The 18,429-nt window shown below is 67.6% G+C and carries 19 protein-coding genes and 2 pseudogenes; 5 read left to right on the forward strand and 16 right to left on the reverse strand.

The window, feature by feature from the left end:
- Positions 1-2: 2 nt before the first annotated feature.
- From AFB00_RS32550 to AFB00_RS32560, 3 genes are all read right to left on the reverse strand, one after another.
- Positions 3-542 (reverse strand): IS630 family transposase, encoded by a 540-nt coding sequence (locus AFB00_RS32550; RefSeq protein ID WP_083276202.1) that lies wholly within the window; start codon positions 540-542, stop codon positions 3-5.
- Positions 514-1,023, reverse strand: coding sequence for a winged helix-turn-helix domain-containing protein (locus AFB00_RS32555; RefSeq protein WP_156819893.1), 510 nt, complete (start codon positions 1,021-1,023; stop codon positions 514-516). Before AFB00_RS32555 ends, AFB00_RS32550 begins: the two co-directional genes overlap by 29 nt.
- Before the next feature lie 175 nt (positions 1,024-1,198).
- Positions 1,199-1,885 carry an IclR family transcriptional regulator domain-containing protein gene (locus AFB00_RS32560; protein WP_156819894.1) on the reverse strand — a complete coding sequence of 229 codons (687 nt, stop codon included), beginning with the start codon at positions 1,883-1,885 and terminating at the stop codon, positions 1,199-1,201.
- A gap of 231 nt (positions 1,886-2,116) precedes the next feature.
- On the opposite strand from AFB00_RS32560, the gene AFB00_RS32565 reads away from it, so the two are divergent.
- The 5 genes from AFB00_RS32565 to fahA all read left to right on the forward strand — a co-directional run bounded on the left by AFB00_RS32565 (position 2,117) and on the right by fahA (position 7,449).
- Positions 2,117-2,515: a DoxX family protein gene (locus tag AFB00_RS32565; RefSeq protein WP_168169625.1), complete on the forward strand. Its 399-nt coding sequence runs from the start codon at positions 2,117-2,119 to the stop codon at positions 2,513-2,515.
- Between the two features lie 322 nt (positions 2,516-2,837).
- The gene (locus tag AFB00_RS32570; RefSeq protein WP_168169626.1) at positions 2,838-4,052 is read left to right on the forward strand and encodes an MFS transporter; all 1,215 of its coding nucleotides are present in this window, start codon (positions 2,838-2,840) and stop codon (positions 4,050-4,052) included.
- 171 nt (positions 4,053-4,223) lie between these two features.
- Positions 4,224-5,423 carry a homogentisate 1,2-dioxygenase gene (locus AFB00_RS29355; RefSeq protein ID WP_068800817.1) on the forward strand — a complete coding sequence of 400 codons (1,200 nt, stop codon included), beginning with the start codon at positions 4,224-4,226 and terminating at the stop codon, positions 5,421-5,423.
- The gene (locus tag AFB00_RS29360) at positions 5,390-6,268 is read left to right on the forward strand and encodes a hypothetical protein (protein WP_197520027.1); all 879 of its coding nucleotides are present in this window, start codon (positions 5,390-5,392) and stop codon (positions 6,266-6,268) included. Before AFB00_RS29355 ends, AFB00_RS29360 begins: the two co-directional genes overlap by 34 nt.
- On the forward strand, positions 6,265-7,449 hold the full coding sequence (gene fahA / locus AFB00_RS29365; protein ID WP_060715145.1) for a fumarylacetoacetase: 1,185 nt from the start codon (positions 6,265-6,267) through the stop codon (positions 7,447-7,449). Before AFB00_RS29360 ends, fahA begins: the two co-directional genes overlap by 4 nt.
- An 82-nt stretch (positions 7,450-7,531) precedes the next feature.
- Here the strand turns inward: fahA and AFB00_RS33685 are convergent.
- From AFB00_RS33685 to phnG, 13 genes and pseudogenes are all read right to left on the reverse strand, one after another.
- Positions 7,532-7,747, reverse strand: a pseudogene (locus tag AFB00_RS33685) (transposase); the annotation flags it as partial.
- A gap of 6 nt (positions 7,748-7,753) precedes the next feature.
- Entirely contained in the window at positions 7,754-8,869 is a 1,116-nt protein-coding gene (locus tag AFB00_RS29370; RefSeq protein ID WP_083275685.1) for an IS110 family transposase, read from the reverse strand.
- Between the two features lie 107 nt (positions 8,870-8,976).
- Positions 8,977-9,501: pseudogene (locus tag AFB00_RS29375) on the reverse strand (transposase); the annotation flags it as partial.
- Between the two features lie 289 nt (positions 9,502-9,790).
- The gene (locus AFB00_RS29380) at positions 9,791-10,885 is read right to left on the reverse strand and encodes a transposase (RefSeq protein WP_068800819.1); all 1,095 of its coding nucleotides are present in this window, start codon (positions 10,883-10,885) and stop codon (positions 9,791-9,793) included.
- Positions 10,825-11,226, reverse strand: a complete 402-nt coding sequence (locus AFB00_RS34365; protein ID WP_068796277.1) for a hypothetical protein — start codon at positions 11,224-11,226, stop codon at positions 10,825-10,827. Before AFB00_RS34365 ends, AFB00_RS29380 begins: the two co-directional genes overlap by 61 nt.
- Positions 11,227-11,661: 435 nt before the next feature.
- On the reverse strand, positions 11,662-12,453 hold the full coding sequence (locus tag AFB00_RS29390; RefSeq protein ID WP_068800820.1) for an inositol monophosphatase family protein: 792 nt from the start codon (positions 12,451-12,453) through the stop codon (positions 11,662-11,664).
- A 120-nt stretch (positions 12,454-12,573) separates the two neighbouring features.
- Positions 12,574-13,746 carry an alpha-D-ribose 1-methylphosphonate 5-triphosphate diphosphatase gene (locus AFB00_RS29395; RefSeq protein ID WP_068800821.1) on the reverse strand — a complete coding sequence of 391 codons (1,173 nt, stop codon included), beginning with the start codon at positions 13,744-13,746 and terminating at the stop codon, positions 12,574-12,576.
- Positions 13,743-14,501, reverse strand: a complete 759-nt coding sequence (phnL, locus tag AFB00_RS29400; RefSeq protein ID WP_257785260.1) for a phosphonate C-P lyase system protein PhnL — start codon at positions 14,499-14,501, stop codon at positions 13,743-13,745. Before phnL ends, AFB00_RS29395 begins: the two co-directional genes overlap by 4 nt.
- Before the next feature lie 8 nt (positions 14,502-14,509).
- On the reverse strand, positions 14,510-15,289 hold the full coding sequence (gene phnK, locus AFB00_RS29405) for a phosphonate C-P lyase system protein PhnK (protein WP_068800822.1): 780 nt from the start codon (positions 15,287-15,289) through the stop codon (positions 14,510-14,512).
- Positions 15,286-16,080 carry an alpha-D-ribose 1-methylphosphonate 5-phosphate C-P-lyase PhnJ gene (locus tag AFB00_RS29410; RefSeq protein WP_068800965.1) on the reverse strand — a complete coding sequence of 265 codons (795 nt, stop codon included), beginning with the start codon at positions 16,078-16,080 and terminating at the stop codon, positions 15,286-15,288. Before AFB00_RS29410 ends, phnK begins: the two co-directional genes overlap by 4 nt.
- A 47-nt stretch (positions 16,081-16,127) precedes the next feature.
- The gene (locus tag AFB00_RS29415; RefSeq protein WP_068800823.1) at positions 16,128-17,219 is read right to left on the reverse strand and encodes a carbon-phosphorus lyase complex subunit PhnI; all 1,092 of its coding nucleotides are present in this window, start codon (positions 17,217-17,219) and stop codon (positions 16,128-16,130) included.
- A 2-nt stretch (positions 17,220-17,221) separates the two neighbouring features.
- A complete protein-coding gene (gene phnH / locus AFB00_RS29420) occupies positions 17,222-17,860 on the reverse strand; it encodes a phosphonate C-P lyase system protein PhnH (protein ID WP_068800824.1) in 639 nt (212 codons plus the stop codon).
- Positions 17,857-18,384, reverse strand: coding sequence for a phosphonate C-P lyase system protein PhnG (phnG, locus tag AFB00_RS29425; protein WP_335726597.1), 528 nt, complete (start codon positions 18,382-18,384; stop codon positions 17,857-17,859). The genes phnH and phnG overlap by 4 nt, the downstream gene beginning before the upstream one ends.
- Positions 18,385-18,429 lie beyond the last annotated feature (45 nt).

Consider the following 18,429-nt stretch of genomic DNA (forward strand, 5'->3'; position numbering starts at 1 on the left):
GATCATCCGCTGATGTAGGCCAGCGATGGATCACGGAAGAAGCCACGGACAACGTCGGGCAGTCTCTGGAGGCGTTCAAGTGCGCGCACCACGAGCTCGAAGAACTCCGATTGTCGGGTGACGGCTGCGCGGCCGACCTGATCGTGTTTGACGTTCTTCCATACCCACTCGTCGGGGTTGAGTTCAGGTGCGTACGGCGGGAGGAAGAACAGCTTCAATCGGCCGCGGAGCGATGCGACGTAGTCTCGGACGAGGCGGGCCTTGTGGACGGAGTGGTTGTCCAGGATCAGGAACACGGGGCCGGGGGCGTCATGCATGAGTTTCTTAAGGAACTCAACGAAGATGGTGGCGTCGAACCGGCCGGTGAATACGTCAAAATGAAGTACTCCGAGTGGGGTAACAGCCGAGATCATGTTGAACCCGGCGCGCTCGGCGGTCGCTTCCACCACCGGCGTCTGTCCGACCGGCGCCCACGTCGTACCTGCGTGATGGTCGGTTCGCACGCCGGCCTCGTCACCGAAGTACAGCTTGAGCCCCCTCACGCTGGGCTTGGGCCCGGATCGCGGGGAACTCCTCGATTCGCCACCGGCGGACCGCTTCTGGGTCCTGCTGACTGGCCCGGTACAACGGTCGCTGCGGCGACAGCCCGATACGACGCAGCAGTTGCCCGATCCCCTGCGGGGTCATCTCCACCCCGAACCGGGTCTTCATCAACTCACCGACGATCACCCGGGTCCACAACGCGAAGTCGAACTGGAACTGGCGCGGATCACGCCCGACCAGCCAACTCCGCAATTGCGATGTCTGCTGTTCAGTCAGCTTCGATTTCGCCCCCGGCAAGGGCTTCACGGCCAGCGCCTGCACCCCGCCCTCCCGGTACAGACGCCGCCATTGAAAGTACGTGGCACGCTTCAGCCGTAGCGCCGACATGATCGACTCGCGCCCGATCCCGTCATCCACCATCCGCACGAACTGCGAACGAATCTCTGGCAGCTCACGACGCGGGAGTCGACGTTCCTTCACTCATACACTCTACCACAACGTCTATACGCCAGTTTTCTCACTAGTACCGGCCACCATGAGTAACGCCCCTGCCGTGGCACCGTCTTCAAAGATTTTCGAGGTGAGGGTCGGATTCACAAGCAGCAGTATCACTCCTGGTACAATCCACCCGTGATCGAACACTCCCTATAGCGTTTCACGTGGCTGCCAGGCGAGTGAGGTGGTCGGCGGCTGCAGCGACGGCTGTCACTGCATGGGGGATGTTGAGTTCGGCGGTACCGATGACACTGACGCTCGCTTCGGCGTTCCAGCCGGATAGGTCTTCGGCACGGTTCGGCTGGATCGCTGCTGCGATTCCGGTAGCCCCAATCTGGAGTTGCCCGGAAGTGATACTGTAGCCTTGGAGGCGGGCCAGGTTTACAGCGTCGGTATCTGTAGCGCTAGGTTGTCGGGCGGCAAGGATCGCGATCCCGGCGGCTCCGATACTCAGAGGGTGTCGGCTGCCCACTCGGGGACTCATGTGTAATACCGCGTCAGGGGATTCGACGCTCATGATGTAGATGCAGACGTCACCCTGGGCTACGGCGATACAGGCCGTGGCGGTGGTCTGTTTGGCGAGCCCGGCGAGCACGGGTTCGGCTGCTCGCCGGAGCTGAGGTTCATAGCTGGCTGCCAGAGCAGCGATTCCCGCCCCCAACCTCACTCGGCCGTCAGCTGTGCGAGCAGTCAGACCGTGCGCGTCGAGGGTCCCGATCAATCGATAGCAGATTGCACGGTGCACGTCAAGTTCAGCAGCGAGCTGCGCGACCGTCATGCCGGCAGATCGCTCGTGTGAGAGCAACTGCAGGATCGTCAGGCCTCGATCGAGCGTCTGTAGCACCATCCAGCTCTCCCCAACGTCGCGCATTCCGATACTACGGGCGCCGCCACAGCATCGTTGCATCCACGATGCCTTGACGTGCCTCTCCGACACCGCTAACTTACTGTCTGTTCGCTCTCCGAGACTACATGTGCGATTATAGCACGCCCTCCTCGTGTCACGCGGAAGAAGAAGGGTTCGATGATGACTCCTCCTGCGTTACCGGTCATCGCCCGAGATGCAGTCCTGGTGTGCATGCGTCTGCTCGTGGCAACGATCCTGCTCGGACAGGCAAGCAAAAAGCTCTTCGAAAACGGCTTCGCAGGCACGGTCGTCGAGTTCAGGCGTATGGGAATCCCACTACCGTCCCTCTCTGCTACGTTCGCGATTTCTGTTGAATTTCTCGGTGGGATCGCGCTTGCCCTCGGATTTCTTACCCTCATCGGGGGAGGACTCGTCGTCGTAAATATGCTCGGCGCACTGATCTTCGCCCACGCAGCAGATATAATGAACGGCGGTGATAGCTGGCTGATGGCGGGTGTCGTCTGTGCTTCCACGTTGCTCCTGATGGTAGCCGGTCCCGGACGTGTCAGCGTGGATTACGCGTTGCACAGACGTGCCCAGCACCGAGAAATCCCCGAAGGGCGCCCTTAGAAATACAGCCCCGACAGGCGGGTCGACACATGGAATCGCAAGTAGCCGACCGCTCGACTCGGTGGTCATGATGGAACAGAAAATTCTTGAACTATGGCGAATGCACCGCATCTACTGGTGGGTGCGGTGGCCTGGACGGATACATCACATTCGCACGTCCGTCGCGACGATGTTCCGAGTACCCCCAGACCGTGAGGCGCGAACCGCACGAGAGAGGTGAGAATCCATGACGAACAGTCGCCGCTCCTATCGACCACATCGACACCGCACAGCAACTTCACCAGGTCGAGTCTCGTTACTCGTAACCGCGCTGTGCTGGGCCATGGTCGTGATCGAGGGATACGATCTCATCGCGTTCTCCACGGTGGTGCCGATCCTCCTGCGTGACCCGAACAGCGGTTATGGAACGGGCGAGATCGGAATGGTCGCCGCGGCAGTCTTCGTCGGAACGATGATCGGCGCCTTGGCCTCTGGTCCCCTCGCAGACCGTTTTGGGCGACGCCCGATTGCCATCGGCTCTGTCGTAACGTTCACCTTGTTCGGCGCACTCTGCGGCGTCGCCGCAGGTCCTGTTTCTCTAGGACTCCTACGCCTCCTTACTGGAATTGGAATCGGTGCACTGGTACCGGCGGCGTCCGCGTTAACCATGGAATTCGCCACTACCCGCCACCGCACCTTGGCTTACACCGTGATGCTGTCCGGGGTACCGCTCGGCGGAGTCGGAGCAGCCTTGACCGGACTTGTCGTGCTACCGACACTGGGGTGGCGATGGATGTTTTTCTTATCGCTCGTTCCGGGGCTTTTCCTGATTCCAGTACTGTTAAGATGGCTGCCTGAATCACATATTTTTACCCGTGGAGCTATCCGGAAAGAAGGATCAGATTATCTCGTCGCAGACGATAGTGTGAACGATGAGATTGCGCCCGAGTCAGCGCTACGTGAGAGAGGCGGCATTTTCGCGCCGCGATTTCGAGCATTTTCATTGCTCTTCGCCTCGGCGACGTTCTGTGGGATGTTCGTCTGGTTTGGGCTGGCTACCTGGCTGCCTGGCATCATGAGCGAAGCAGGGTACGAACTAGGATCGAGTCTGCTATTTCTTCTGACCTTGAATCTCGGTGCCGTGGTCGGCTCGTTGTTCATCGCGGCTGCGACCGACCGTTGGGGTAACCGGCCAGTCGTGGTGTGTACCTATTTCGGCCTCACGCTGGCACTCTTCGGACTGTCCATGCAGCTGCCGCAGCCACTGCTATCCATCGCCATTGTCTGCGCCGGGATAGGCGGGCACGGTGGGCAGATCCTCATTAATGCCTTCGTCGGTGCATCATATCCTGATACCATGCGCGCGCGTGCACTGGGATGGAGCCTCGGTGCCGGACGGCTGGGAACTATCGTCGGCCCTCTTATCATCGGATCGGTGGTAGGTGGATCTGATCCGCTCATCGGATTCATCATCTTCGCAGCTTTATCTGCGGGCGCTGCTGCCATCCTGGCCGTCATCCGACCTCGCTCACCGAGATACCATGGTGCGGCCACTTGACCAAGATCTGTATCGGATGTGAACCCGGTGACTCCGCTCTCTGAGTCACCGGGTTATGTCTTCCTGTAGTGTGGCGATGGCTCCGTGCAGTCGATTCGGCCAGCTTGGCCAGATGTATGAGTGGAAATGGATGCAGAGCAGAACGATGTCTAGCGTTGCGGGAAGGCTGTGATGGGTTTCTATCGGAATGTTGGTGACGTCCCGCCGAAGCGGCACACCCAGCATCGACGCCCCGACGGGACGCTCTACTACGAGGAGCTGATGGGGGAGGAGGGCTTCTCCTCGGACTCCTCGCTGCTCTACCACGCGGGCGTCCCGTCGGCGATCGTCGACGCCACCCCCTGGGACCCGGGCGACCAGTCGCTCACCGACAACCGGCCGCTGCTCCCGCGCCACCTGCGGCTGCACGATCTCGGCACCCCGGACTGGAAGTCGGTCGACGTCGTGACCGGGCGCCGGCTGGTGCTGGGCAACGCCGACGTGCGGATCTCCTACGTCGTCGCGAGGGAGACCAGCCCGCTCTACCGCAACGCCGTCGGCGACGAGGTTGTCTACCTGGAGTCCGGGTCGGCGATCGTCGAGACCGTGTTCGGCGCGCTGCACGTGGTCCAGGGCGACTACGTCGTCCTCCCGCGGGCGACGACCCACCGCTGGGTCCCCAGCGGGTCCGAGCCGCTGCGCGCCTACGCGATCGAGGCGTCGTCGCACATCGCCCCGCCCAAGCGGTACCTGTCGCGCTACGGCCAGCTGCTCGAGCACGCCCCGTACTGCGAGCGAGACCTGCACGGACCGGGCGCGCCGCTGCTCGTCGAGCAGGCCGACGTCGAGGTGCTGGTGAAGCATCGCGGCGGGCCCGACGGGATCACCGGCACCCGCTACGTGGTGCCCACGCACCCGTTCGACGTCGTCGGCTGGGACGGCTGCCTGTACCCATACACGTTCAACGTCGCGGACTTCGAGCCGATCACCGGTCGCGTGCACCAGCCGCCGCCGGCGCATCAGGTCTTCGAGGGCTCCGGCTTCGTGGTCTGCAACTTCGTGCCGCGCAAGGTCGACTACCACCCGCTCGCCGTGCCGGTTCCCTATTACCACGCCAATGTGGACTCCGACGAGGTCATGTTCTACTGCGGCGGCGACTACGAGGCCCGTAAGGGCTCCGGGATCGGGCAGGGGTCGATCTCGCTGCACCCGGGCGGGCACAGCCACGGCCCGCAGCCCGGCGCGGTCGAGCGGGCGCTCGGCGCGGAGTCCTTCGACGAGCTCGCGGTCATGGTCGACACGTTCCGGCCGCTGGCCCTCGGTGAGGGCGGCCGGGCCTGTGAGGACCCGTCGTACGCGTGGAGCTGGGCCGGGCGGGGTTCGCCGTTGTGATCGGCCCGCTGGTCACCGGCCTGTGCGACGACGCGGCCGTCTTCCCACCCGGGTCGGCATCGCTCCCGGCCGCGGTGCGGGCCCACCTGGATCGGCGCGACGCCTGGTATGCCGCGCTTGTCGGCCCGCTCATCCTGCCCGACGGCGCCCTCGCCGAGCTGGCCACGTTAGTCCCGGCCGAGACGACGCTACCGCTGTCGGTCACGCTGCCCGGCGGCCCGGACGGTCTCGACGCGGTGCGCGCCACCGCGGCCCGGCTGCCGGTGGATCTGCGGTCGGTCGAGGTGCCGGTCGCCCCGGCGGCGGACCCGGTGGACGCCGTGGACCAGATCGCCGGGTCCGCCGCCGGGATCGACGCCTACGTCGAGATCCCGCGCGACGGCTCCGGCCCCGCGGTGCTCCGGCGGGTCGCCGAACTCGGCCTGCGCGCTAAATTCCGCACCGGTGGGGTGTGGGCCGAGCTGTACCCGCCGGTCGGCGAGCTGGCCGCCGCGCTCACCGACGCCGTCGCGGCCGGGGTGGCGTTCAAGGCCACCGCCGGGCTCCACCACGCCGTCCGCACCACCGACCCAACGACCGGGTTTGACCAACACGGGTTCCTGAACCTGCTGCTCGCCACCTCCGTCCTCCTCGACGGCGGCGGCAGGTCCGATGCGGCCGCCGCCCTCGCCGACCGCGACGGCCCCGGTCTCGCCACCCGACTGGACGAGCTCGCTCTGGTGCAAGTCTCCGCCGTCCGTCGCGCCGTCGTGTCCTACGGCACCTGCAGTGTCACCGACCCGCTGGCCGAGCTCGTCGCCCTCGGCCTGATCACCGTCCCCGACCGGGAGGGATCCCCAACATGACGACCGTCGAGATCCCCGAGGGATCACTCTTCGGCCTCGCGAACCTGCCCTACGGTGTGTTCTCTCCCGACGGAGGGGATCGACGGGTCGGGGTGCGTGTCGGCGACTCCGTGCTCGACCTCGCCGAACTGCTGCCCGGCGAGCGCGCCACCTTCGCCACCGACACCCTGAACCCGTTCCTCGCCCAGGGCCGAGACCGCTGGGCCGCCGTCCGCGCCGCGATCACCGAGGCCGCAGCCAGTGACATACCAGAGCGCGCCGTGCACCCTGTCGCTGTGGTGACCCTGCACCTGCCGTTCACCGTCGGCGACTACGTGGACTTCTACGCCTCCGAGCACCACGCCACGAACCTCGGACAGCTATTCCGCCCGGACTCCGAGCCGCTGACGTCAAACTGGAAGCACCTACCCGTCGGCTACCACGGCCGCGCCGGCACCGTCGTCGTCTCCGGGACCGGGATCGTCCGCCCGTGCGGGCAGCGCAAGGCCCCGGCCGACGACGTCCCTACCTACGGTCCGGCGCAGCGCCTGGACATCGAGGCCGAGCTCGGCTTCGTCGTCGGGACCGGGTCCGCGCTCGGCACCCGGATCAGCGTCGACGCGTTCGACGACCACGTATTCGGCGCGGTCCTGGTCAACGACTGGTCCGCCCGCGACCTGCAGGCCTGGGAATACGTGCCGCTCGGCCCGCATCTGGGCAAGAGTTTCGCGACCTCGGTCTCGCCGTGGGTGGTTCCGCTCGCCGCGCTGCGCGACGCCCGCGTCCCGCTGCCCGGCCAGGACCCGAAGCCGCTGCCCTACCTGCGTGGTGAGACGGACGCCAGCCTGGACATCGAGCTCGTCGTCGAGTGGAACGGCGAGGAGGTGGCTCGCCCGCCGTACCGCGAGATGTACTGGTCCCCGGCGCAGATGCTGGCGCACCTGACCATCAACGGCGCCTCCACCCGCCCCGGTGACCTCTACGCGTCGGGCACGATCTCCGGGCCCGAGCGCCACCAGCGCGGCGCGTTCATCGAGCTGACCTGGGGCGGGCACGAACCAATCACAGTCAAAGGCGAGAAGCGCACCTTCCTACTCGACGGAGACGAAGTTGTCATCTCCGCTACCGCACCCGGCCCGGACGGGACACGGATCGGATTCGGCGACGTCACCGGAACCATCATTCCAGCAGTTCTGGAATAATCACCCACCAAAGAGGCTTATTCACGTCCTGCGGGAAAAGTTTTTGGGTCTGTAACAGGAACGGTGGTTCCGGCGTTGTTGGTCAGTAGTGCTCGGCGGATGGCCAGCGGTCACTGAAAGTGATCGCGAAGGCGTTGATCACCGGCTTCCATCGGATCGTCCACCGTGCGCGGCCTCGCCCGGTCGGGTCGAGGCTGCGGGTCACAAGGTACAGGCATTTCAACGCGGCCGCCTCGCTGGGGAAATGCCCTCGCGCCCGTACCGCTCGGCGGTAGCGGGCGTTGAGTGATTCGAAGCTCTCTTGTCAAGCAGCAGCTGCGGAGCTGGTCGGTGTGGTCGCCGTGGAGCGTCTTGCGTCGGTCCACATGTGTCTGATGATGATGTTCGCGAGCTGCCGCTTGTGGCTTCGCCGAGCCTCACGTTTTGTCTTGTTGTCGGTGACCCGTTTCGCCATGTACTCTTTCGCCGGCGGGTGGCATCGGACTTGCGTGACGTGCACGATGTGCAGAATAGAGTTGACAGCTCGATTGCCGCCGAGGTCGAGTCGGTGCCGACGGGCCGGCCCGTGACCTTCACCCGACGAGAGGGCGACGGGCGCGATTCCGCACCAGCGTGCAAACTGGGCCTCGGTCGTGAACCGGCACGGATCGCCGATCTCGACCAGAAGATCCATGGCTGTGACCACGCCGACACCGCGGACCTCTGTGAGGGTGCAGCCAAGGTCGCTGAGGAGGGCGGGAATCTGTCGGTCGAGTTCCTTGATCCGCGCCGTCAGGGTGATGATGTCGTTCAGGCTGGCCGCGAGCCGGTCGAGCTTGAGCCGCTCGGCTGGGCTGAGCAGATCGGGGTTCGCGACGCCGTCGACCAGGGACTGGAGCTGCGGGAGAACGCGGCTGGTCGAGGGCAACGTGGCGCGGATGGCGACGGGGAGCGTGACGAGTACTGCTTCGGACTCGGTGAGCAGCCGAACACGCTGCAGGACAAGAGATTCACGCCAGTCGCGGATCACCGTGAGCGTCTGCCATGTCGGGCTGGGCGCGGTGTGCTTCCCGGCCGGAGGCAGCTCGGGGTCGCTGAGGGCCTCTCGGGCGATGGCCTCCGCGTCCTCGGCGTCGGTCTTGGCCCGACGACGACGCTTACGCCGCTCCGCGGTGCGGTTGGCTTGGACTTCGCGCACGTCGTAACCCGCGGCCGCGAGCGCGAGGACCAGCGGCTGGCCGAGAAATCCCGATCCTTCGATGCCGATCCGGTCGATCGTCAGCTCGACACCGAGCAGGAACGTCAGCAGCTCATCGATACCGCCCTTGGTGATGGAGAAGGACTTGTTGTCGACCACGCCGCCTCGATGATCGAGGACTGCGATGGTAGCCGTATTCTTGTGAGGATCGATCCCCGCGACACCGTGTTCGTGCGTCAACACTTGTTCCCGTCTGCGTGGCCTATCGTGGACAGCGCAGGCCCGCGGTGTCGGCAGATCTGGGTTGAGTCAGGCAGGCTCTCTTCAAGCCAGGCACCGCGGGCCTGCGCTCACGCGGCCAGCCCGACACTTCGAATCGAAGACAGCCTCACGGCGTCAATAGCGTTCAGAGTCAGGGCTGGCCGCCTCGAGCATCGGCCGGGGAAGCAACGCCCTGACCGACTCCTTGATCTAAACACCCAGATCGCGTTCGTCGAACACAACACGGCACGGATCTCGGCATCGTAGTCGAGGAACGGAACGAACTCGGTCCAGGCGTTGCGCCACAACCGGATCATCGCCGGATAAGTGCGACCCCATTTTTCGTCGAGGTCATCGAGAGCAGCGAGAGCGGCGTCGGCGGTGGGGGCCGTGTAGATCGCCCGAATCCCTCGCTTGATCGCATCGGTGTCACGCCGCGACGTCAACCGGAACGAGTTCCTGATCAAGTGCACGATGCATGTCTGCACGATGGTCTGTGGCCACACGTTCTCCACCACCTCGGGCAGGCCTTTCAACCCGTCGCAGACCAGGAAGAACACGTCCCGCATGCCGCGGTTACGCAGGTCGGTCAGCACCCCGAGCCAGACCTGACTTGCACAGGTGTTCTATGATCGATTCGTGTTGATGCTGGTCAGTGGGTTGCCGGGTCAGGATCTGGGGCACTGAGCCTTTTTCAACCTGACCAGCGAGCTTCTGCGTCAGGAGATCGCGAAGGTTGCAGCGCAACTGCTCTGACTCGAATCCGCGAGTAGGCTATGAGCTGATCTTGGTCGGCCAAAGTTGATGTTGCTTGGGTCGGGAGTGGGGTGGTGGGCAAGCGGGCGGCCCGAGTGTCGCCTCGGGTGGCGGGTTCCTGTGCTGGTCGGGGCCGGTGCGGCCGGGTCAGGACGGAGCGGGCAGGGCGCGGACGCGGGCGAGGACCTCGGCGAGTAGGTGCTCGCCGGGTGGTAGGCGCAGGGTGAGGCCGCGGGCGTGGCGCACGAGGCGGGCGGGGATGGTGATCAGCCGCCGGCGCAGGGTGGCGATCATGGCCTGGCCGCCGCGGACGCCGTGCCCGACCAGGCGCCCGTCGCGGGTGCGGGCGGTGAGGTGGTGCAGCCACCCGCTGGTGGTGGCGGCCAGGAGTGCGCCCCACATCCAGGCTCGGTTCACCGCGAGGTGTCCGGAGGGGAGGTGGCGCAGCGCGGCGCCGTGCTTGGTGTCGCGGAACAGGTTCTCCACCTTCGTGCGGTGGCGGTACCAGTACTCGGCCTGCGCGGCTGCGGCAGGTGTGGAGACGTCGAGGTTGGTCACGATGAACGAGTAGGCGAACACCCCGTCGACCTTGGCCACCGTAGCGAGGTCGTCGAGCGGGAGCGCCCGCTGGGCGGGGTGCAGGGTGCGTCGGCGCCGCGCTCGCGGGTCACCGGAGACCTGGCCGTGGTCCAGGTCGAGCCGGACCCGACGGATCAGCAGCTGGGTCGCTGCGGGCCACCAGTTCGGGCAATAGTCGGCCACCGCGACCTGCGCGCCGGTCATGTCGATCGCGTCGGTCCACCCGTCGGCCGCGACGCCGTCGAGGATGCGCCACAGCGGCGCGATGCGTCGGGCGCCGATGGCGAACTCCACGCCGACGAACAGGGCTGCGCGGGCGAGCTGCCCGGCGAAGTAGCCCGCGTCCGCACGCACGCGGACTCGCCCCGCCCGCGCCTGCGCGGGGAGCGCGGCCAGCGCCCGGTGGAACAGCTCGGCGCTGGTGGCGCGGGGGTCATCCCGGCCCGAACCGAGGTCAGCGGCCAGCACCACCGCGGTGTCGGCCCAGGTCGCGACGTGCGGGCGGGCGACCCGCTGGCCTTGGTGGTTGAACACCACGCCCTGCTTGAGCCGGCCGTAAACCTCGACATCGGTGGTGTCCAGATCGATCGTCACGTCCGCCGTCAGCTGCTCGGCCCGGTCCGGGTCGACCTGGGCGAGCAGGTCCAGCGCGGTGGTGTGCACGTCACCGAGCCCCCGGTCTCCACCGCCGCCCACTGCCCCTCGATGAACTTGCGCGCGAGCCCGGCGGCGGTCGTGGACGCCAACCCCGGCACCGGCGTGAGTGCCTGCCCGGCGGTGTCGGCGCGGTGCCGGTCCAGCCCGACCAGGAAGTCCTCCCCGCACAGCTGCGCCGCCGACATGCCGACCAGCATCTGCCCGGCGCTGCACCCGCGGTCGCGGTCCTTGATGGGCCCGACCGCGGCGTCGAGCTTGTCGATGATCCCGAGCCGGTCGATCAGCTCGGTCACCGCGGCCAGCCCGGAGAACCTGGTCAGCGCCGCGTCCGGCGCGCCGAGACGCACCCGCGCACACCGCGGGCGTCGCTTGCGTACTGTTCGCACCTGATAGGTGTCCTCTCAACCCGCAATGTCGTGTCGTCGCAAACACGATCATCGCAGGTCAGCGGGCACCTATCGCCATCTCCCCAGTCCGGCCACCAGCGCAACTCGCGGATTCGGGTCTGGATGCTCTGACGGTCGACTCGTCGAGCACTGGTCGCTCGACTCGTGCCGCTGCGGGCCGATCTCCTCGGCTGGTGTGCCGTGCTCGGTGCCTGGCCCATGGCTCTCGGCCGGCCGGTGCCGGGCCGGTCGGCGCGATTCGGCACGGCAGCTGCTCACCGGTTCCACTGCGGCAGTGCCCGGACTCTTCGACGACAGCCCGCAGCGACGCGGCCGTCCGTGTGTGCAGGTGGGCAGGTGGGCAGGTGTCGGCGACGATGTCGCCGCCACTGCCGGTCAGCCTTGCACAGCTTCGGCGAGCTGGTGTGCCAGTTCCGATGTGGCGGCGACGATCCCGGACCAGCGGCGGGTCAGGTCGGGATCGATCTCGATCGGGCGGCCGTAGGCATCGATCACGACGCCGCCCGCCGCGGGTACGAGGACCGCGGCGGCGGCGATGTCCATGATCCGGTGGGTGTCGGAACCCGCGTCGGCGAAGGCGTCAGTGGATCCCTGCGCCACGAGTGCTGCTTCAAGGCAGCTGGAGGACAGGATCCGCACCCTGGCTGCGCGTCGGCTAACGCGCAGCCACGCGGATTCGTTCGCCGGATGTGGGCGCAGCAGACTCACGGCAGCGCCGTCGAGTTCCCGGCGGCCGCTGGTGCGCCACGGTCCGGGGCGGCCGACCTGTGCGTGCCAGCTGCGTCCGGTGTCGAGCCACGTTGTCAGGGACTCGACCGGCTCGTTGTCGAGCACCACGACGCCGGCGAACGCGGCCAGCGGTACCCCCGCGACGGCGTTCGCGGTGCCGTCCACCGGATCGACGACCAGGGTTGTCGCCGATCCGTTGTCGACGACGCCGATCTCCTCGCTGATCAGGTTCACCCGGTGTGCGGTGGCCGTCTCGGCGACGGCGGCGTCGACGAAGAGGTCGAGCCTGGTGGTGGGCGTGCCGTCGGCGCCGAGTTCCACCTTCTCGGAGAGCATCGCGGGGGTGTGGTCGCGGCGTGCCTGCTGGAAGGTCGTCATCGCCGCGCGGGCGACGGCGGCCAGCGCGGGATGGGTGCCGTCGGGGATGTCGATGTTCATTCGTCTTCCGAGCTCGTGGGCCGCATCAGGTGCGGGATCGACCGGTGCACGCGTGACGATCGGGGCAGGCCCGGACGGGGTGGGTGTCGGTCCTCGGCTGGTGGGTCGGGCGTGAGTCGGTCATGCGACGCGGGTTCCTCGGCGGTAGACACCGCGCACGACGGGGACCCGGTATCGGCTCGGTCGGTCGTGGGGACCCGGTTGCGCGTGCAGTTGGACCCGGACCAGGTCGGCGCGCATACCGAGCGCGATCCGGCCACGGTCGTCGAACCCGGCGGCTCGTGCGGGGTGTCCGCTGACGAGCCTGACCCCGTCCACGAGGCTGATGGCGCCGTCGTCGACGAGCCGGAACACCGCCTGCAGCGGGCTGGAGGGCACGTAGTCCGAGGACAGGATGTGCAGCAGGCCTTGGTCGATCAGGTCGGTAGCCGCGACGTTGCCCGACTGGCTGCCGCCGAGCATGATATTAGGGGCCCCCATGACCGTGGACAGGCCGCGCTCGACGGCGACCCGGGCCGCGTCGACCGTGGTCGGAAACTCCGCGATCCGCGCTCCGAGGGCGTCGGCCTCGGCCACGTGTTCCGGTGTCGCGTCGTCGTGGGAGGCCAGGACCAGGCCACGTTCGGATGCGGCGGCGGCGACCTGTTGCCGGTTGTGGGCGGAATGGCGCGCGGACAGTTCTTGGAGCTCAGTCGCCGAGGCCTCAATGTCGGCCTCGGCGATCAGGCCTTTCCCGGTGTAGTAACGGGCGAAGTCCTCGATCCGGGTGAACTGGCGTTGTCCCGGGGTGTGGTCCATGAGCGACACCAGCCGTACCCGGGGGTGGTCGGCGAATTCGGCGAACCCGTCCATGCAGTTCGCGGCGGACACCTCGCATCGGAGATGGATGGCGTGCTCGACCCGGAGGATCCCGTCGGCACCGGCACGGTCGAGCGCGTCGACCAGCAGGCCGGCGGCGCCCGCGAGGCCGGTCTCCTCGGTCGGGGTGGTGCCGATCCGCACCGCGTCGAACACGGTCGTCGCTCCCGAGGCGGCCATCTGGGCGTCGTGCGCCAGCACTGCGGCGATGCCGTCCCAGCGTACTGCGGGCCGGGGGTGGAGGTGGTGTTCGAGGTGGTCGGTGTGCAGCTCGACCACGCCGGGCAGGAGATGGTCTCCCGCGAGGTCGGTTCCGAGTGCGGACGGGCCGGGGCTGATGTCGGCGATCGCGCCGTCGCGGACAAGCACGGATCCGCGTAGGATCTCCTTGTCGAGGACGATCCGGGCGTTGGCGAGGACGGTGTCGCTGTTCATCTGTGTCCCTCCGGGGTGCGGTCGGCCCCGCCGGGGACGACCTCGTGGTGGGGGGCGAAGTGTTCGATGTGAACCAGACGATCCGCGACCGAGTCTCGGACGTCGGCGTCGTGGAAGATGCCGACGATCGCGGTGTCAGCCGCGAGTTTCTCGGCGATCAGTTCGACGACCGCGTCCCGGTTCCCGGGGTCGAGCGAGGCGGTCGGTTCGTCGAGCAGCAGCAACGGGAGGTCGGTGATGAACCCTCGCGCGATGTTGACTCGTTGCTGTTCCCCGCCGGAGAACGTGGCGGGCGGGAGATCCCACAACTCCTGCGAGATCGCGAGCCGGGTCAGCATCGCCGCGGCCCGCTCGCGGGCCTCCGCGATGGGCACACCTCGTTCGACCAGCGGCTCGGCCACGATCTGCTGTGTCCCGACGCGGGGCACGCACCGGAGGAACTGGCTGACGTAGCCCATCGCTTCACGGCGGGCGGCGAGGACCGCTCGGGCGTCGGCGTGGGCGAGGTCGACGGTGGTGCCGGGGCCACGCAGGACGATGCTTCCGCGGTCCACGGCGTAGTTGCCGTATACCATCCGGAGCACCGAGCTCTTGCCCACTCCGGAAGGGCCGCCGAGGACGACGCACTCGCTGCGCCGGGCCTCGAAGCTCAGCCCGGTCAGCACGGGTAGTCGCCTACCGCCCTGCAGGTGCATGGTGAAGCTCTTGTCGACGTCGACGACGTCGAGGACGGGGTCCGACGCTGCTGGGGTCACTGTTCTGCTCACCTCTGCAGGACCGAGGAGACGAGGAGCTGTGTGTAGGGGGCCTGGGGGTCGTCGAGCACCCGGTCGGTGAGATCGGATTCGACGACGCGGCCGTCCTTCATGACGACGGTGCGGTGCGAGATCAGTCGGGCGACGGCGAGGTCGTGGGTGACGATCATGACCGAGAGCCCCAGCTCAGCGACCAGTGATCGGATGAGATCGAGCAGCCGGGCCTGGACGGAGACGTCGAGCCCGCTGGTCGGTTCGTCCATGAAGACCAGTCGCGGGGACACCACCAGGTTGCGGGCGATCTGTAGCCGTTGGCGCATACCGCCGGAGAACGTCACCGGCGCGTCGTCGACCCGGTCTTTCGGGATCTCGACGCGGTCGAGCCAGGACAGGGCTTCCGCCCGGATCCGGCCGTAGTGGCGCCAGCCGTTGGCCATCAGTGGCTCGCCCACGTTCCCGCCTGCACTGATGTGCATCCGCAGCCCGTCGGCGGCGTCCTGGTGGACGAAGCCCCACTCGCTGCGCCACAACCTGCGCACCGCGCTCTCGGGCAGCAAGCCGAGGTCCAGCGTCTGCCCGTCGCGGGAGCGATAGCAGACAGTTCCCTCGTCGCTGCGGAGCCGCCCGGACAGGGTCGCGAGCAGCGTCGTCTTCCCGGAACCGGACTCCCCGACGACGGCGAGAACCTCGCCGGGCCACAGGTCGAGGTCCACGTCCCGGCAAGCGAACCGGTCTCCGTAGCGGTGGCCGACACCGCGGACCTGCAGCAACGGCTCATCGGCGGTCACCGGTCTCCCTCCTCGCCGCGCTCGCCGGCGCAGTGGTCGCTGTCCGAGCAGGCGTAGATGGCGCCTCCCGCGTCGTCGGTGACGATCTCGTCGAGGTAGACGCCGGCCGAGCCGCAGAGCGCGCACGACTGGTCGAAACGCTGTGGTTCGAAGGGGTGGTCGTCGAAGCTGAGGCTCTCGACGTCGGTGTAGGGCGGAACGGCGTAGATCCGCTTCTCGCGCCCGGCTCCGTAGAGGTGCAGGGCGGGGCTGCGATGCAGCTTGGGGTTGTCGAAGCTCGGGATCGGGGACGGAGCCATGAGGTAGCGCCCGTCGACGATCACCGGGTAGTCGTAGGTCGTCGCGACGTGTCCGTAGTGGGCGATGTCCTCGTAGAGCTTGACGTAGATCAGGCCGTACTCCTCGAGGGCGTGCAGTCGCCGGGTCTCGGTCTCGCGGGGCTCGAGGAAGCGCAGCGGTTCGGGGATCGGTACCTGGTAGACCACGATCTGGCCCTCGGCCAGAGGGGTCTCCGGGATCCGGTGCCGGGTCTGGACGACGGTGGCCTCGGTCGTGCGGGTCGTGGTCCGGGTTCGGCTCACGGTCTCGAAGAACGCGCGGATCGACACGGCGTTGGTCGTGTCGTCGGCTCCCTGGTCGATGACTTTCAGGACATCGTCGTGTCCGATGATCGATGCGGTGAGCTGCACCCCGCCCGTCCCCCAGCCACGTGGCAGCGGCACCTCGCGGGAGGCGAAGGGCACCTGGAAACCGGGGATCGCGACCGCTTTGAGCAGGGCGCGGCGGATCATGCGTTTGGTCTGCTCGTCGAGGTAGCCGGCGTTGTAGGTCTCGGTGGTCACTGGCTGGGCTCCTCGCCGGTCCGGTGCGCGGTCGTGTGTTCCCGGCGCAGCTGCCGGATCAGGCCCAGCTCGGCCTGGAAGTCGACGTAGTGCGGCAGCTTGAGGTGTTCGACGAATCCCGCCGCCTCGACGTTGTCGCCGTGGCTGAGTACGAACTCCTCGTCCTGCGCGGGAGCGGTCGACCGCTCGCCGAGCTCCTCGGCGCGCAGTGCCCGGTCGACCAGTGACATCGCCATCGCCTTGCGTTCGCCGCGGCCGAAGGTGAGGCCGTAGCCTCGGGTGAACTGGGCGGGGGCCTCGGCACTGCCGGTGAACTGGTTGATCATCTGGCATTCGGTGACCTCGATCCGGCCGACCGGCACGGCGAACCCGAGCTCGGGCGCGTCGAACTCGATCTCGACCTCACCTGTCCTGATCTCGCCGGCGAACGGGTGGTTGCGGCCGAATCCGCGTTGTGTTGAATAGCCGAGTGCGAGCAGGAACCCCTCGTCGGATCGTGCCAGCCCCTGCAGCCGCTCGGCCCGGGTCATCGGGAAGGTCGTGGGGTCGCGGGTCAGGTCGCCCGGTTCGGGGTCTGTCTCGCCGGTCCCCGAGCGCGGGTCGGGTTCGAGGAGCGCCTCGGCAGCGAGAAGCTCGGTGATCCGGGGCATCGGGGCCTCGTCAGTCTCGGCTGGCGTCGCGATGTACTCGGAGGCGGTCGCGAGGAGTCGGTGGGTGTAGTCGAACGTCGCTCCGAGCTGCTGGCCGCCCGGCAGGTCTTTGAAGGTCGCCGAGATGCGCCGCTGGGGTGGGAGCTCTGCTGTGTCGATCGGCAGCGAGTTACCGAAGCGCGGCAACGTCGTGCGGTAGGTACGCACCAGGGTGATGGCTTCGACGACATCGCCCTGGGCCTGCACGATCGCGTGCGCAGCGATGTCCGGGTCGTGGAGTGACCCCTCGCTCATCACCCTGGCCAGCAGCACCGGCAGCTGCCGGCGTACCGCGTGCTGGTCGAGCGCTGTGCCGTCCTCGGCTTTGCGGGCGACCTTCGCCAGTAGCGCGTGGGCGTTGGCGATGGCTCGCTCGCCGCCTTTGACCGCGACATACATGTTCAGCCCTCCGGTTGCGGGTCGGTCGATGCGTGCAGGCGGGTCGTGCGCGGCAGCCCGAGCACACTGTCGTCGTCGATCACGAGCAGGTCGACACCGCGGGGGAACAGCCCGCCGTTGGTGCGCCACTGGTCGACGAACCCGGCGGGGAGCCACGGCAGCTCGACCGTGGTCATTCCGTCGATCCCGGGGCCGCGCACGGCCCACCGTGCGGGCGACGCCGCGATGCCCGCACCGCGGACGTCGAGCAGCACGGTGGTCGAGCGGTGCGGCTCCTCGTCTGTGCCCGGCGCCATCTCCTCGAGGGCGGGGAGGGTGTCCGGTGCGGCGATCACGAAGTCGGCCACGGCGGGGGCCAGCGCCGTGCGCATTCCGGTGTGGAAGGTAAGGAACGACATGACCGCCGGGTCCGCGGCGAGCCCGGGTGCGCACCACACTGCGCTGTCCTCGTCGAACAGGGTGAGCGCCACTGCGGTGACACCGTTGCCGAGAGCGGGAGGTGGCGGCGAGGGGAGGGCTCCCACGGGCTGGGCGCGCCCCGGTCGGGCCAGGGCGTCGAGCACCGCGCGGAACACACGCTGCGCGTCCTGGGCCGGATCACCGAAGCCGGGGCCGGGCACGGTGCCGGCTCCGCCGGTCACCGGTGCTCCCGGGCGACGGTGAAGAAGTCGACCTTCGTGCCGGCGGCCTCACCACGGCGGAGATCGTCGTGCTCGGCCTGTGCCCGCGTGAGCGGGTCGACAACGGTATCGAGTACGCGGAGGCGTTGGCGATCGTCGGCCAAGAGACCGTCGAACACCGCCGCCAGCCACGCGTGCCGCAGTTCGGTACCCAGGACGTACCCGGTGCCGATCTGTTCTCCGGTCATCGCGTCGCCGTGCAGACGCACGGTCGCCCGCGACACGGTCGCCTCCCCCAGGTTGAACGGGTCTCCCCCGCCGCCGATCCGGCCGCGGACCATGACGAGCCCGGCCTGCGGCCCGCGGATCTCCTCAACCTCGGGTTTCGGCTGCCAGGTGTCCCACGCGGCGGCCAGATCCTCGGCCGGGGCGTGGGCGAGCGCGCGCATGCACCGCCGGCGTTGCGCGATCTGCTCGCAATCCTGGTTCCTCGTCGCCACCGGACCTCCCTGTCGATTGGTACGTCTATCTAGATGAATCGACACTAGCCGGGTCGAACGCGCCCGCGGCGTCGAAGGGCCGTCGACGCA

This window comes from Pseudonocardia sp. HH130630-07, assembly GCF_001698125.1.
GTDB lineage: Bacteria > Actinomycetota > Actinomycetes > Mycobacteriales > Pseudonocardiaceae > Pseudonocardia.

Bases quoted from the DNA above. Each gene is read 5' to 3' on its own strand.
- AFB00_RS29390 (WP_068800820.1), bottom strand. From the start codon at position 12,453: ATGAACATCGACATCCCCGACGGCACCCATCCCGCGCTGGCCGCCGTC.
- AFB00_RS32565 (WP_168169625.1), top strand. From the start codon at position 2,117: ATGCGTCTGCTCGTGGCAACGATCCTGCTCGGACAGGCAAGCAAAAAG.
- AFB00_RS32560 (WP_156819894.1), bottom strand. From the start codon at position 1,885: ATGGTGCTACAGACGCTCGATCGAGGCCTGACGATCCTGCAGTTGCTC.
- AFB00_RS29355 (WP_068800817.1), top strand. From the start codon at position 4,224: ATGGGTTTCTATCGGAATGTTGGTGACGTCCCGCCGAAGCGGCACACC.
- AFB00_RS29415 (WP_068800823.1), bottom strand. From the start codon at position 17,219: ATGTATGTCGCGGTCAAAGGCGGCGAGCGAGCCATCGCCAACGCCCAC.
- AFB00_RS29395 (WP_068800821.1), bottom strand. From the start codon at position 13,746: ATGAACAGCGACACCGTCCTCGCCAACGCCCGGATCGTCCTCGACAAG.
- AFB00_RS29410 (WP_068800965.1), bottom strand. From the start codon at position 16,080: ATGATCCGCCGCGCCCTGCTCAAAGCGGTCGCGATCCCCGGTTTCCAG.
- fahA (WP_060715145.1), top strand. From the start codon at position 6,265: ATGACGACCGTCGAGATCCCCGAGGGATCACTCTTCGGCCTCGCGAAC.
- AFB00_RS32570 (WP_168169626.1), top strand. From the start codon at position 2,838: ATGGTCGTGATCGAGGGATACGATCTCATCGCGTTCTCCACGGTGGTG.